We start from the raw sequence: 16,760 nt of genomic DNA on the forward strand, positions 1-16,760 counted from the left end.
AGCTCTCAGGTGAGATTTAACATTTCATAATGTATATCTTATTAAAGAGCAAACAATTAGAAATGAGCTATTCTTGTGATGTAAAACATACTATAAAAACGGTAGAAGGCATCCTATGAATTAAGTTATTTTTGTATTTGTATCGGTATATCTGAGGTATTCCGGTCATTTCAAAAAGGCACTATACTTACACAGTAGTTTATTGAACTCAATAACTTACACATGAGTCAGACGAATTTTACTTTCATCAAGTTTATCTTTTTCGTTATTACCCTAAGTTCCGTTACGCTTTTGAATGCCACCAATAAGCCTTTGGCTGGTGCATGTTCGGAGGCTACTCTAACGGTGAATGCTGGTGATACCATTTACCGGAATATTAAATTCAAGGATTGCGCTTCGGAGTTCGAAGTGCCAAACAGTGACTTTGATATTCTGAATGGTTTTGACCCAAGCATCTATTGTAAATCGGTTACTCACATTGTACCCAGTGACCCAACGATGTCCGTAATGATCAACTTACTGGACGATTATATCATCGATGGCGGGGTAAATGTGATCAGCCGGGTTTTGGTTCTGAATGGTCATGTAGACGAAGCACTCTTACCTTCCGTTTGCGCGAATATGACCGCACTGAACATTCCTTCCGGTTCTGCCCAGGTGGATACCCTGTTTGACAATTTCAGGAATGGTTCATCGATCACTCCGACTACACCACGTACGTTCACCAGTACGACGGACGACGGTGAGTTGACGGTCGTATATTACATCGTTTCAGCCTCCGACGGACGGATTCCATTCCGGGCTGGTCTGAACCGCCGCCCGAGTCCACCGGACGGAGTATGTAACCTGAGTTGCCACGACCAGGTAACCATCTCAATGAACAGCTCCTGTGATCGCCAGGTAACTCCTGCCGATGTTTTATCGGACATCGATGAGGATTGCACCAACCTGATCACCATGCTGGCTTATCCCTACGATTTCTACAATGACCGGTATCCTAACCGTGACCAGGTAGACGTTGGTCTTGTTGGAGCGGATCTGATCTATAAGGTGATCGATCTCAATACCAACAATACCTGCTGGGGACATATTAAGGTAGAAGACAAATATCCCCCACAGATAGAATGCCGTAACATCACGGTAAGCTGCCTGGTAGCTGATGAAGCATCGAATTCAGTATCCACTGCTGAAAATTGCACCCTCTATGGAGGTCCACAGGTAGACATTCTGAGTAAAAAATATGTCAGTTTCGATTGCGAAGAAAGCCGTGACCTGATCGGTTATATGGCTCGCAAAGTACGGGCTACGGATATCTGGGGTAACTTCCGGGAATGTCAGGACACGATCTTCATCTGGAAAGAGACCATTGACAGCGTGGTTTGTCCCCCGGACACCCTGATCGAGTGTACCACGGAAGTAGTTCGCAACGGTAAGACTGTAGAATTACTATGGAATACCGGGAAGAAGGGTGATACCTACCTGGATGAGCAGGGTTATGCCCATCCCTGGCCGACGGATGGAGACGGTTATTTTCCGGCGCCGTACCTGAGCAGTGTAGATCCGCTGCAGGATCCGGCCTATATGATTCCAGAGAAGTCTGATGACGGACCAGTATTTGGTACTGGCGGAAAGTGTATGATCGTGTACGAATACACCGACTATGTATTACCCACCTGCGGCAAGTCTTATAAGATCCGCCGGGTGTGGGATATCTACGACTGGTGTACCAAACGGGATACCCAGTGCATCCAGTGGATCAAGATCACGGATACCCAGGCACCTGTAATCGATCCTAACCACCTCAACAATATTTTCGATAATGTGATTCACATAGATCTGGATCACGAGTGTGATTATGTCCCTGAATCGGTGCATGAAAAAGCCATTGAATTAGGTGCCTGGATTGCATGTGAAGTATTAAAGGCAGATTCAGATCCCCATGACTGTAAATCCGGGGTTACCCTGCCTGATCCGCGTGCCTGGGTATTGAAAGATTGTGATGATCAGCTGGATGTCTATTATGAAATAGAATATTTGGATCCTTCACATCCCGGCAAAACGGTTCTGGAATCAGGCAGCATTGCCGAAGGCAGTACAGCCCACGTATACTTGCCCGCAGGTTGGCATAATGTGGTCTACCACATTCGTGACCGGTGCTGGAATGAAACATTATTACTACAAGGTATTAGCATTTACGACAATACCCCGCCGACTCCTGTCTGCGACGAGATCACCCAGGTGACCCTTGACCCGGAAAATTGCTGGGCACGGGTTTATGCAAAAGACCTGGATGATGGCAGCCATGACAATTGTTGCGATCAACTGCATTTTGCAGTAGCCTCCATGGACTCCATTACCTATTGGAGAGATTACTGGCATGAATATTATGCCGGTTGCCTGGACCCATATGATTACCATCATTACAGCGATGCCATCGATCAGGAAATCGAAGACTGGATCAACATCTTCGTCTTTGACGACTACATCGATGTGACGGAATGTGGTGATGAACAGCTGGTATTACGGGTCTACGAGGCTTGTGATGTACCGCTTTATGATCCGCATCTATTCTATGGTGGAGAACATGAATGGTACTGGTGGAACTTATCGTATAAGTTCGCGGCCTGGTACATCTACCGACTGAATGATTACATTCATTATGGAGATCCCAGACCTGCTCTAACCTGCGATCATGAATTCCAGCTAATGAACAAGGTTGAAGCCTCCCAGACCAGTGAGGTAGTTCCTCTATCAATTGAAATTGGATTTAAGTGGGACTTCCCAATGCACGCTGTTGCATGCTTTGCATTGGGTAATATCAGCAATCCCATGATCCCAATTGTGGATCTTGGTTTCTTTGAGCATGGCACCTATCAGGCGCCTATCTGCGATTATTATTTCGATCCAGCATCAGCTGAATCGGAATGGCGCGGACGGGTACAGTCTGCATATCCCACCGAGACTACCATTACCGTTAATGCCTTAAGCACTCAAAAACGCTGGCACTTCCCTCACCTGTACAACGACTGTATGATCCAGGTGCTGAAGGACGACAAGCAGCCGCCGGTGGTGGTAGCTCCTGATGATATCACGGTCTATTGTGATGGTGTACCGTACTGGGGCTCGATCACATACGGACCGGACACTTACGATTTCCATGGGGCCATGTTTGCCCACGACGTATGTTACGGTTCGGATGAGTTGCTGACCTCAGGTTGCTTTATGGATGACAGCTACGCGGACCACATCACGCTGGGACACGAAGAATTGTGTACCCGCATCCCGTGGGATGGAGGAGACTATGGTTACTACGGCGGAGCAACGTGCGGAGATGAATATGGCTACAACCATTGTACGGATCTGTACTCCTGGTACCCGGAAAACTGGGCACCGATCTATTGCCGGGTATGGCTGTGGCTGGATAAATACGACAATCCGGATGGAGGCCACCCGGATCCACAAAGCTATTTTGACGAGACGACGGAAGACTGGCAGATCAGTGATAACTGCTGGTATCCGGAAGTTGATGACGTGATCGAAGGCTCGCTGAACGAGTGCGGGGTGGGGACCTTCACCCGGACGATCACAGCCACGGATAAATGTGGCAACACCTCCTACGATCATCAGACCCTGTATGTTAAGCCGAGATCGGACTTTGAAGTGATCTTCCCGGCGGACGTACTGGCAGAATGTACGGAAGTTGATCTGGACCTGGCCGCAACCGCAGAGGGAGCAGGTTATCCGGAAATATCGGATGACGACTGCGAACTGATCGGTATCACGTACAGTGACGAGCGTTATGACATCGTAGACGGTGCCTGCTATAAGATATTGCGTAGATGGAAAGTGATCGACTGGTGTGTTTATTCACCAGACATCCATGAGCGTTATCCGGATGTGATCGTTGACGACCGTATCGTAGCCGGTCCGGACCGCTGCTGCATCAACCGGAACCTGAAAGACGATGGCGACGGATATATGGAATACCTGCAGGTGATCAAGGTGATCGATGAGAATGCACCGGTGGTCACATGCAATGAGTTGCCGGAGACCTGTATCTACGATGCAGACTGCGAAGGAACGAGTGTATCGTATGATCTGGGCAGCGCTGAAGATGGCTGCACGCCGGCAGATGAGATCCGTTACCGCTACTTCGTGAAGCCATACCAGAGCGATGCACCGGCAGGTTACATCTATGGCCAGGGTCATGTACTGGAAGGCAGCTTCCCGGTAGGTACGCACGATGTATGCCTGATCGCCTCGGATCTGTGCGGCAATGAAGACACCTGCACGACGTCCTTCACGATCCGTGACTGCAAGAAGCCGACGCCCTACTGCTACAATGGTATAGCGACGGTGATCATGCCGAGTTCAGGGACGGTGGACATCTGGGCGATCGACCTGGATGCAGGCAGCTATGACAACTGTACGGCACAGGATAAACTGCGTTTCACCTTCGGACCTACGGCACCGGAGGATGATGCGGACTACGACGAAGCACAGCGGAGCTCCTCGGAGACGTTGACGTGTGATGACCTGGGTCAGCACAATGTGACGATCTACGTGTGGGATGAGACGGGCAATTTCGATTTCTGTGAGACGTACATCCTGGTACAGCCGGGAACGGAAGCCTGCCCGGGAGCGAACCTGGGATCGGTGAATGGACAGATCACGACGAGTCAGTCGGTGACGGTCGAATACGTGGATGTGAACCTGGCCCAGTCGGGGTCAAATCTGCCGACGTATCAGACGGGAGTTGACGGCCGCTATGCCTTCAACAGCCTGATGGCGAACAATGCGTATGAGATCAAGCCGGTACGTGATGACGACCCGACGAATGGAGTAAGTACGCTGGACATCTTCGAGATCCAGAAACACATCCTGGGATTGGAAAGTCTGCAGGGACCATACAATGTGATTGCCGCGGATGTGAATGGAGACAACAAGATCACGGTACTGGACCTGGTAGAGCTTCGTAAGCTGGTACTGGGCGTTATCGATGAATTGCCGAATAACACAAGCTGGCGTTTTGCGGTAGCAGATCAGACCTATGCTGATGTACAGGCACCGTGGGGCTTCCAGGAAGTATACAACATCCAGGACCTGAACCAAAATGAAGAAGTGAACTTCGTAGGGATCAAGGTGGGAGATGTGAACAATACGAGCAAGGCCAACAGCCAGCAGCTGCAGAGTGCGGAGATCCGCGACAATGTACACCTGGCGTTTGGGATCGAAGACCGAACGGTAGCAGCGGGAGAAGAAGTATCGGTGGCCTTTATGGCCCGGAACTTCAAAGACGTTGACGGCTATCAGTTCACGTTGCTGGGGCGCCAGATGGAGGTCCTTGGCATCGAAGCGGGAGCGCTGGATGTGACGGAACAGAATGTGGGACTGCAGCGGAGCAAAGACGGGATCATGACATCGAGCTGGAATGACAGCCGTGGAGTGACGGTGAGTGACGGTGAGGTACTGTTTACGGTACGGGTTCGTGCTCAGGAGAGCGGACAGCTGAGCCAGATGCTGCAGCTGAGCGACGTGATCACGCGGAGTGAATCGTATGTAGGCGGCGAGGTGAGCGGACTGAACCTGCAGTTTGAGCAGGACGGCAGAGTGTTAGATGTGAATAACTTTGCATTGTACCAGAACATGCCGAACCCATTCACGACAGAGACAGTGATCGGGTTTACGCTGCCGGAGTCAGGGGATGCGACGCTGACGATCATGGACGTGACGGGTAAGCAGCTGAAGCAGATCCGGGGGACATATACGAAGGGCTACCACGAAGTGAAGCTGAAGAAAGGTGAGGTGGGCGTTACCGGCGTATTGTATTACCGTCTGGAAAATGGCGCAAACGTAGCCACTAAAAAACTGGTGGTTATCGATTAATACAGTTGTTTTGAAAAATAAAAGAGGCCTGTATGCATCGCATGCAGGCCTCTTTTGCTTTTCGGCCGGATGTTTTCAACACCAGGCTTATGATACCTTCTATCTTGCCTGTACCTCCTTACGTTTACTCGTTTCCAAATATTGATGGAACTTCTTAGAAATATGCAATTCCCGTTGATTCATAGTTAATTATAAGCTTACACATTAATAAATTTTATAGTATGTAAAACATCATTTATGTGTAAATAGCTTTAATTCTTATTGCTATATATTATATAATTATTTAGTCTGAAATATACCATTGGCTCTATCCTGATTAGGAATTTCGTTGGGTTAATTTTGATTCGGAGACGTGTCGAAAGCCAGTAAATCGGTTATCCGTCAAGAGTTCTTCAACCGAAACACACACGCAAACTTGATCAAACCATGTCCATGAACAAGACGAAATTTACACCTATCCGATTGCTGATCCTGATCCTGGCAATCGTATCCGGCATTCAGGTTCATGCCACCCAAAAATTATTAGCCGGTGCCTGTGAGATCACTACGGTCACCTTAAATGCCGGTGACACGGTACGCAGAAACATCGGTCAGTTGGACTGTGCGGAAGAATTCACGACTGATAAAACCAAGGTGCCCAAATTTGACCCATCGTTATTCTGCAAGTCGGTGACCTATCTGGCACCCGGGGATAATGCAATGTCGGTTATGATCAACATCCTTCCGGAATACATTCTGGATGGTGGGGTACACGTCGTGAGCCGGGTTGTCGTCTTGAACGGACATGTGGATGAAAGCTTATATCCATCGGTTTGCCAGGGTGTAGCAGCGAATATTCCTGCTGGCTCCAGTCAGGTGGATACCCTGTTTGACAATTACCGCGATGGTTCTTCTTACGCGGTTACAGGGCCACGTACCTTCACCAGTACTTCAGACGATGGTGAGTTGACAGTGGTTTATTATCTGGTATCAGCGTCCGATGGCCGTATCCGCTTCAGGGCAGGGCTGAATCGCAGAGCCAGTCCTCCGGATGGAACCTGTAATCTGAGTTGTCACGACCAGGTTACCATCTCGATGAACGGAACCTGCGATCGCCAGATCACGCCTGCAGATGTACTTGCGGATAATGACCAGGATTGTACGAACCTGATCGCCATGCTGGCATATCCCTACGATTACTACAATACCCTGTATCCCAACCGTGACCAGGTGGATGTAGGGCTGGTAGGAGCGGATTTGATCTACAAGGTGATCGATCTGAATACCAACAATACCTGCTGGGGACATATTAAGGTAGAAGACAAATACCCACCGCAGATAGAATGCCGTAACATCACGGTAAGCTGTCTGGTTGCCGATGAGGCTGCTAATACAGTGTCCACTGCTGAAAATTGTACCCTCTATGGAGGCCCTCAGGTAGAAGTTCTGAGTAAAAAGTATGTCAGCTTCGATTGCGAAGAAAGCCGTGAACTGATTGGCTATATGGCCCGCAAAGTACGTGCTACGGATATCTGGGGTAATTTCAAGGAATGTCAGGACACGATCTTCATCTGGAAGGAGACCATTGACAGCGTGGTTTGTCCCCCGGACACCCAGATCGAGTGTACCACGGAGGTATTACGAAATGGCAAATACGTCGAGTTGCTCTGGAATACCGGGGTGAAGGGAGATACCTACCTCGATGAACAGGGTTATGCCCATCCCTGGCCGACGGATGGAGACGGTTATTTCCCGGCGCCTTACCTGAGCAGTGTCGATCCGCTGCAGGATCCTGCCTATATGATCCCGGAGAAGTCTGATGATGGACCGGTATTTGGAACAGGCGGCAAGTGTATGATTGTCTACGAATACACCGACTACATATTACCTACCTGCGGCAAGTCGTATAAGATCCGCCGGGTGTGGGACATCTACGACTGGTGTACCAAGCGCGATACCCAGTGCATCCAGTGGATCAAGATTACGGATACGAAAGGGCCACTGGTGGATCCCAAATACATCCGCAACTATAAATTTGATTCTGCGACTGAGATTGAAGCGAGCGTACAATCACATAGCATTAATTTGCCAGGCCCTGCGGACTTGTTTTCACTGGGTAACGGCTATTTTCTTATTTCAGACTTAGGTAACGATGCCTTATACGAAATTGACGTCCACGGTAAAGTTATCCGACAGGTATTCGGTTATCCTGCAGGATCGAATGTCATCGCCGTAACCACAGATGGTGCCAATATGATCTACCTGACGGAGACTCATGGTGATCAAATACTTATTTTTGATAAGCAAGGAAATCTAATCAATTCCTTCTCGGTAGCAGCTTATACTTCTTTTCCAGAAGGCATTGCTTATAATCCAAAAACGAACTTACTATATATAGTAAATGGATCAGGCACTAATGTTGTCCATGCATTCTCAATGCAAGGAACTCATGTTGCAGATTATCCGATATTTGGATCCAGCCCGGACGGGATCGCTTACGATCCAAAGGTTGATGGCTTTTGGATATACGATAGTGGGACCAATCAAGCGCGATTGTACAATTCCGATTTCGGTCAAGTGATGCTGGCTTTTACTGGGCCAGGATCTAGCGAAGGAATATCCACTTATGACGGTAAGGTGTATATAGTACAAACGGGAACTGCAACATTATTTAGCTATGATATTGGCTATCCGATCATTGATGTTGATCTATTGACTGAAGTAGACCCCCACGATTGTAAAGCGGGTGTTTCTCTTCCAGATTTGCGCAGTTACCTATCCAAGGAATGTGATAATGAAATAACCGTTTACTACGAAGTGGAATACAATGATCCGGACCATCCCGGGAAAACAGTATTGCAATCTGGTAACATAGATGAAGGAGGTACAAGCCATATTTACTTACCATTTGGCTGGCATTGTATCCACTATACCTTTATAGATCGTTGTTGGAACCAATGTACTTATGCCATAATGGTTAATGTAGAAGATAACACCCCACCAACGCCGGTTTGTGATGAAATCACCCAGGTGACCCTGGACCCGGATTCATGCTGGGCCCGTGTCTATGCCAAAGACCTGGACGATGGTAGCCACGACAACTGCTGCGACCAACTGCACTTTGCAGTAGCCAGTATGGACTCCATCACCTACTGGAGGGATTACTGGCATAACTATTTTGCTGGATGTCTCGACCCATACGATTATCACCATTACAGTGATGCGATCGATGAAGCCATCGAAGAATGGATCAACATTTTCGTCTTTGACGACTACATTGATGTGACAGAATGTGGTGATGAGCAATTGGTTTTGCGGGTCTATGAGGCCTGCGACGTACCTCTCTACGATCCCCATACGTTCTATGGAGGGGAACATGAATGGTATTGGTGGAATTTATCCGAGAAATTTGCTGCCTGGTATTTGTACAAGTTGGATGAGTACATCCACTATGGAGATCCGCGTCCGGAATTTTCCTGCGACTTCCTGACCTTGATGAACCAGGCAGGTACCACGGCAATGAGTTCCACACAAGGTGACATCAAGATGACCAGTGAGCTACTTTCGTTTACCAATCCGGTAACCTGGGCTCCGGAATTTTATGCTTCACCCTGTTTCACTCCGGGTGATCATGGCACTTTTTTCGCGCCGATATGCGGCTATTTTGGATCCACGCCTATCTACAATGAATGGCACAACCGGGTTGTTAACGCCTATCCGACAGAATATTCCATAACCTGGAGTTTAAGTACCAAGAAGCGTTGGGCCTTCCCTCACCTATACAACGACTGTATGATCCAGGTGCTGAAGGACGACAAGCAGCCGCCGGTGGTGGTAGCTCCGGATGATATCACGGTCTATTGTGATGGTGTACCGTACTGGGGCTCGATCACGTACGGACCGGACACGTACGATTTCCATGGGGCCATGTTTGCCCACGACGTATGTTACGGTTCGGATGAGTTGCTGACCTCAGGTTGCTTTATGGATGACAGCTACGCGGACCACATCACGCTGGGACACGAAGAATTGTGTACCCGCATCCCATGGGATGGAGGAGACTATGGTTACTACGGCGGAGCAACGTGCGGAGATGAATATGGCTACAATCATTGTACGGATCTGTACTCCTGGTACCCGGAAAACTGGGCACCGATCTATTGCCGGGTATGGCTGTGGCTGGATAAATACGACAATCCGGATGGAGGCCACCCGGATCCACAAAGCTATTTTGACGAGACGACGGAAGACTGGCAGATCAGTGATAACTGCTGGTATCCGGAAGTTGATGACGTGATCGAAGGCTCGCTGAACGAGTGCGGGGTGGGGACCTTCACCCGGACCATCACAGCGACGGATAAATGTGGCAACACCTCCTACGATCATCAGACCCTGTATGTGAAGCCGAGATCGGACTTCGAAGTGATCTTCCCGGCGGACGTACTGGCAGAATGTACAGAAGTGGACCTTGACCTGGCGGCAACCGCAGAGGGAGCAGGTTATCCGGAAATATCGGATGACGACTGCGAACTGATCGGTATCACGTACAGTGACGAGCGTTATGACATCGTAGATGGTGCCTGCTATAAGATATTGCGTAGATGGAAAGTGATCGACTGGTGTGTTTATTCACCAGACATCCATGAGCGTTATCCGGATGTGATCGTCGACGACCGTATCGTAGCCGGTCCGGACCGCTGCTGCATCAACCGGAACCTGAAAGACGATGGCGACGGATATATGGAATACCTGCAGGTGATCAAGGTGATCGATGAGAATGCACCGGTGGTCACATGCAATGAGTTGCCGGAGACCTGTATCTACGATGCAGACTGTGAAGGAACGAGTGTATCGTATGATCTGGGCAGCGCTGAAGATGGCTGCACGCCGGCAGATGAGATCCGTTACCGCTACTTCGTGAAGCCATACCAGAGCGATGCACCGGCAGGTTACATCTATGGCCAGGGTCATGTACTGGAAGGTAGCTTCCCGGTAGGTACGCACGATGTATGCTTGATCGCCTCGGATCTGTGCGGCAATGAAGACACCTGCACGACGTCCTTCACGATCCGTGACTGCAAGAAGCCGACGCCCTACTGCTACAATGGTATAGCGACGGTGATCATGCCGAGTTCAGGAACGGTGGACATCTGGGCGATCGACCTGGATGCAGGCAGCTATGATAACTGTACGGCACAGGATAAACTGCGTTTCACCTTCGGACCTACGGCACCGGAGGATGATGCGGACTACGACGAAGCACAGCGGAGCTCCTCGGAGACGTTGACGTGTGATGACCTGGGTCAGCACAATGTGACGATCTACGTGTGGGATGAGACGGGCAATTTCGATTTCTGTGAGACGTACATCCTGGTACAGCCGGGAACGGAAGCCTGCCCGGGAGCGAACCTGGGATCGGTGAATGGACAGATCACGACGAGTCAGTCGGTGACGGTCGAATACGTGGATGTGAACCTGGCCCAGTCGGGGTCAAATCTGCCGACGTATCAGACGGGAGTTGACGGCCGCTATGCCTTCAACAGCCTGATGGCGAACAATGCGTATGAGATCAAGCCGGTACGTGATGACGACCCGACGAATGGAGTAAGTACGCTGGACATCTTCGAGATCCAGAAACACATCCTGGGATTGGAAAGTCTGCAGGGACCATACAATGTGATTGCCGCGGATGTGAATGGAGACAACAAGATCACGGTACTGGACCTGGTAGAGCTTCGTAAGCTGGTACTGGGCGTTATCGATGAATTGCCGAATAACACAAGCTGGCGTTTTGCGGTAGCAGATCAGACCTATGCTGATGTACAGGCACCGTGGGGCTTCCAGGAAGTATACAACATCCAGGACCTGAACCAAAATGAAGAAGTGAACTTCGTAGGGATCAAGGTGGGAGATGTGAACAATACGAGCAAGGCCAACAGCCAGCAGCTGCAGAGTGCGGAGATCCGCGACAATGTACACCTGGCGTTTGGGATCGAAGACCGAACGGTAGCAGCGGGAGAAGAAGTATCGGTGGCCTTTATGGCCCGGAACTTCAAAGACGTTGACGGCTATCAGTTCACGTTGCTGGGGCGCCAGATGGAGGTCCTTGGCATCGAAGCGGGAGCGCTGGATGTGACGGAACAGAATGTGGGACTGCAGCGGAGCAAAGACGGGATCATGACATCGAGCTGGAATGATAGCCGTGGAGTGACGGTGAGTGACGGTGAGGTACTGTTTACGGTACGGGTTCGTGCTCAGGAGAGCGGACAGCTGAGCCAGATGCTGCAGCTGAGCGACGTGATCACGCGGAGTGAATCGTATGTAGGCGGCGAGGTGAGCGGACTGAACCTGCAGTTTGAGCAGGACGGCAGAGTGTTAGATGTGAATAACTTTGCATTGTACCAGAACATGCCGAACCCATTCACGACAGAGACGGTGATCGGGTTTACACTGCCGGAGTCAGGGGATGCGACGCTGACGATCATGGACGTGACGGGTAAGCAGCTGAAGCAGATCCGGGGGACATATACAAAGGGGTACCACGAAGTGAAGCTGAAGAAAGGTGAGGTGGGCGTTACCGGCGTATTGTACTACCGTCTGGAAAATGGCGCAAACGTAGCCACTAAAAAACTGGTGGTTATCGATTAATACAGTTGTTTTGAAAAATAAAAGAGGCCTGTATGCACCACATGCAGGCCTCTTTACGTTATTACCCTACTGCTTCTTGAACATTTTCCCCGTATAAATTGGAACGATTTTGGTAGTATTAAAAAAAATCGTAATAGGTAATTGATCGATATGCCCGAGGTTTGGCTTTGTGAAGAGGGGCAGAACGACATAAACAGTGGGTAAATAATATGAATTACCCTTTGTATCTTTGCAGGAATTTTAACAAGTAGTTCTTTCTTATAATAAGAAGCATATGAAGTTATCATTGACCACCCTATTCATTGCTGTTTTTTCCCTGTTCTTGTCAACGGGCATAATTGCAGAAAATCCCGATCTGTTTGCCCTGAATCTAGCAGGCTCGGTTGAGACAACCAGCCCCAATCAAGAAGTTTGTGTGAAGATTACAGCACAGGGTTTTAAGAATATTGTCACTGCACAATGGTCGCACAAATGGGACCCGGCAGTTCTTCAATTCAAGGAAATCCGGAATTTCAACCTGCCTCAGGCATCCGGAGGTGACCTCAACTTTGCAACCAACCGTATTAGTGAAGGTATCCTGACATTCTCCTGGAATACCACCGATTTTGCCAATGGTACGACGTTGAATGACAATAGTGTACTGTATGAGATTTGTTTCACAGCCATAGGTCAGAATGGAAAGTTCAGCCTGGTTGAGTTTTCAAACTCACCGCGGGCTATTGAAATTTCCGATCTGAATGGTATCATCACCCCGAATCTTACCAGCGGACGGGTTAATATCGGTCAGTCGACGGGTGGCGATGGATTCACCATCAATATTGGTGAAGCAAGCACCTCGATGGGTGAAGAAATTTGTATTCCGGTTACCGTAACCGGATGGAAAAACCTGACCAGCGTGCAACACAGCATCAACTGGAATCCGCAACAATTGGAATTCGTTGATATCAAGAACTTTGCACTTACCACCAATTTTAACCTGACTTTCGGTTTAACCGAGACGAATCTGGGAAAAATCCGATTTCTATGGATATCCAATGACCCGGTAGCCGGAGATAATGTTGCTGATAATACGGTGATCTATGAACTGTGTTTCAAAGCCACCGGTGATTGTGAGACAACGGTTCCTGTAAGTATAACCGGCGATCCTGCCGAGATAGCGGCAACAAACAGTGCCGGCGACATTCCACTCAATGCCGACAATGGAAGTGTGACCATTGGTTCATGCCAGTTCTCCGTAGTTGCAGCTGCGGTGCTGAATCCTTGTCCCGGCCAAACCAATGGCTCCATCAACATTACCGTGTTTGGTAAGGATGCCAATACAACCTATGCCTGGAGTAATGGCGCGACGACTGAGGACCTGACAAATCTGGCACCAGGTAATTATCAGGTAACTGTGACAAACGGTCAAGGCCAGAAAGTAAGTCTGGACAGCCCGGTGGCACTGAATGATAATGGGATGCAGTTAACACCTAATATTGTTGATCCTCAGACATCCTCTTCTTCGGATGGCAGAATAGAGCTGACAGTTACCGGAGGCAGTGCACCCTATGAATACCTCTGGAGCAATAACAGTACTGGGAAAGATCTGGTCAATATCCCTGAAGGATCCTACAGCGTGACGGTTACGGATGCGAACAGCTGTACATCAACGGCCACTTTCGCCGTATCCCTGGGTATTAAAGTGGCTAATGCCACAGTGAATAGCATCAAGTGCAACGGAGATAATAATGGTAGCATTGATATTACCGTCAGTGGGGGAGGTGGTACTTACACCTACAAGTGGAGCAACGGGGCTACCACCGAAGACATCAACGGACTGGCTGCAGGTTCGTACTCAGTCACGGTGACGGATGGTGCATCAAATACCACGACCGGTGGACCGTATTCAGTGACAGAGCCCTCCGCCATCACTGTAACTTCCCAGGTTACCGATGTAGCCAACCAGAATGACGGTGCGGTAAGCCTGACCGTTTCTGGAGGGGCTACCCCTTATACCTATGCCTGGAGCAATGGTGCTACTACGAAAGATATTTCGAACCTGGAACCAAATAATTATACGGTGACGATCACCGATGCCAATCAGTGCTCTTCGGTGGAAACCATACCGGTACAGACGGCTATGTTACGGGTGAATATTTTGACCCAGTCACCGGCATGCTTCGGCTCAACCAACGGATCGGCCACCGCTACGGTCAGCAATGGGGCATCTCCCTATACCTATAAATGGAATAATGGCGCAACCGCCGCAACCATTTCCGGGATTGGAGCCGGAACCTATACCGTAACCATTACGGATGCAACCGGAGCAACTGCCTCCGCCAGTGGTGAACTAACCGAACCAACCTCATTATCCGTGAAAACAAATACAGAACCGGCCAATGGCGGATCCCAGGGTTCAGCTACCGTCATTGCCCAGGGTGGTACTCCGCCTTACACCTATAACTGGTCACCGTCTGGCCAGACAACCCAGACCATTTCCAATCTTGTCAAAGGCCGCTATACCGTGGTCGTTACCGATGCGAACGGTTGTTCTAAAATCGCCACGGCCAACGTTCGGGATAACAACGACATTGAATGCTATGATGGGCGTAAGGTAATCACCCCCAATGCAGACGGTCTCAATGACAACCTTATCATCGAATGCGTGGAGGATACGCCAACCAAGTTGCGGATATTTACCAGTCATGGACAGTTGGTCTATGAACAAGATAATTACGATAATACCTGGGAGGGTACCGACAATGGAGGGACTCCATTGAGTGATGGAGTCTACATGTGGGTATTGGACGTTCGCCTTGACCCCAATGATACCCGGATCTATACCGGGTCGGTAACCATATTACGCAAACTGAATTGACCTGAAAACACACAACTCCCGAATTGCAAAATAGAATTCTATGAAAAAAATGATCTACTTGATATTGATCCTGATGCTTGTGGCAGTGAAATCCTGGTCGCAGGACCGGTCCCGCTACGCTCAGTATCAACTGTACCCTGTCCTGATCAACCCTGCGTATACCGGTTTTAGCGGTGACCACAACCTGCTGTTCAATTACCGCAGTTCATGGGCAGGGTTTGAAAATGGAAACCCTCCGAGAGATGTGACGTTTAGCTATGACGGGAAGGTGTTGGATAGGGTAGGCCTGGGAGCCATGCTGGTATCACAGCAGATCGGTTCTCTCCAGAATTATCGGGCACAGCTGGCATACGCCTATGGTTTTAAAGCCGGTGATTTTGATCTGAGCTTTGGATTGACCACGGAGTTTTTGCAAACCCGGCTGAGCAATAAAGCGATTCTGGATCCATTTTATGACCCGGGCGATCCCATTTTTGAAGAAGCTGTGGATGGGCTGCAGTATTTTGATGCGGCACTGGGCTTTTATACCGAATATCAGGAAAAGTTATTTGTGGGATTGACCGTTCCTAACCTGATCCGACTACGGATCGATCAGGCCAATGTTCCAACCCAGTCTGAAAGTACGGCACTGAAATATTTCGCGTTGCAACTGGGCTACCGGTTCATGGTGGAGAATTACAACTTCAAGGTTGAACCTTCCTTATTGGTACGCCGGTTGCGTGATGCTCCGTTCCAGACCGACCTTAACTTAAAACTGGCATTCCTGGAAGACCAGCTCATCGGAGGATTGGTTTATTCCATCGGTACCACCAGCAAAGTGGGATTCCTGATCGGTACACGCATCAATAATCTGCGTTTATCCTATTCGTATGATGTTGGACTGATCGATTTCCAGCAATACAACAATGGTTCCCATGAGATCACGGTAGGGCTCAAAATTGACCAGAAACCACGTCGGGTGAAACTGGAGGACGTGGACCCTAATCAGTAAAGAAACATCTTAGCTAATAAGAAAGCCGGGCAATGGAGACGTTGTTCGGCTTTTTTTATGTGATGAATGCCCGTGTGGGCTTCGTTGCATAACAAACAGGCTTGCTGGATGGCTTTTGGTTCAATTATTGGAATACCAATGCAGACTGAAAGAAGCCTATCATATTATGTTTATTGAAATATAAAGATAACCTGCAATTGTAAGTTGTAGATTTTCAATACTTAATGTAAAACAACTATCTGCTATTCTTCACGTATTAAGAAAATTTGGCATAGGATTTGGATTTATTAGGTAAGTCCTGGAATGATATCGTTCAGGCGGAAATCTGCCCCAAACAGATGGATGCGGACGGTGTCAGGAAAGGAGGTAATTGGATCGTTCAGGGAAGCGGCCTGCGCA

General features: G+C 49.0%; 4 protein-coding genes. All 4 read left to right on the plus strand.

Translation table 11 applies throughout. From position 1 onward, the window contains the following. Positions 1 to 222 precede the first annotated feature (222 nt). The 4 genes from H6570_02910 to H6570_02925 all read left to right on the plus strand — a co-directional run bounded on the left by H6570_02910 (position 223) and on the right by H6570_02925 (position 16,361). Entirely contained in the window at positions 223 to 5,886 is a 5,664-nt protein-coding gene (locus tag H6570_02910; protein MCB9318207.1) for a T9SS type A sorting domain-containing protein, read from the plus strand. A gap of 432 nt (positions 5,887 to 6,318) precedes the next feature. Beyond that, entirely contained in the window at positions 6,319 to 12,513 is a 6,195-nt protein-coding gene (locus tag H6570_02915) for a T9SS type A sorting domain-containing protein (protein ID MCB9318208.1), read from the plus strand. A gap of 274 nt (positions 12,514 to 12,787) precedes the next feature. After that, a complete protein-coding gene (locus H6570_02920; GenBank protein MCB9318209.1) occupies positions 12,788 to 15,370 on the plus strand; it encodes a gliding motility-associated C-terminal domain-containing protein in 2,583 nt (860 codons plus the stop codon). Between the two features lie 40 nt (positions 15,371 to 15,410). After that, the gene (locus tag H6570_02925; GenBank protein MCB9318210.1) at positions 15,411 to 16,361 is read left to right on the plus strand and encodes a PorP/SprF family type IX secretion system membrane protein; all 951 of its coding nucleotides are present in this window, start codon (positions 15,411 to 15,413) and stop codon (positions 16,359 to 16,361) included. Positions 16,362 to 16,760 lie beyond the last annotated feature (399 nt).

Source organism: Lewinellaceae bacterium (genome assembly GCA_020636135.1).
Lineage (GTDB): Bacteria > Bacteroidota > Bacteroidia > Chitinophagales > Saprospiraceae > JAGQXC01.

What these genes read in the sequence shown, in the direction of transcription:
- H6570_02910 (MCB9318207.1), top strand. Translation starts at nt 223, where the DNA reads ATGAGTCAGACGAATTTTACTTTCATCAAGTTTATCTTTTTCGTTATT.
- H6570_02915 (MCB9318208.1), top strand. Translation starts at nt 6,319, where the DNA reads ATGAACAAGACGAAATTTACACCTATCCGATTGCTGATCCTGATCCTG.
- H6570_02920 (MCB9318209.1), top strand. Translation starts at nt 12,788, where the DNA reads ATGAAGTTATCATTGACCACCCTATTCATTGCTGTTTTTTCCCTGTTC.
- H6570_02925 (MCB9318210.1), top strand. Translation starts at nt 15,411, where the DNA reads ATGAAAAAAATGATCTACTTGATATTGATCCTGATGCTTGTGGCAGTG.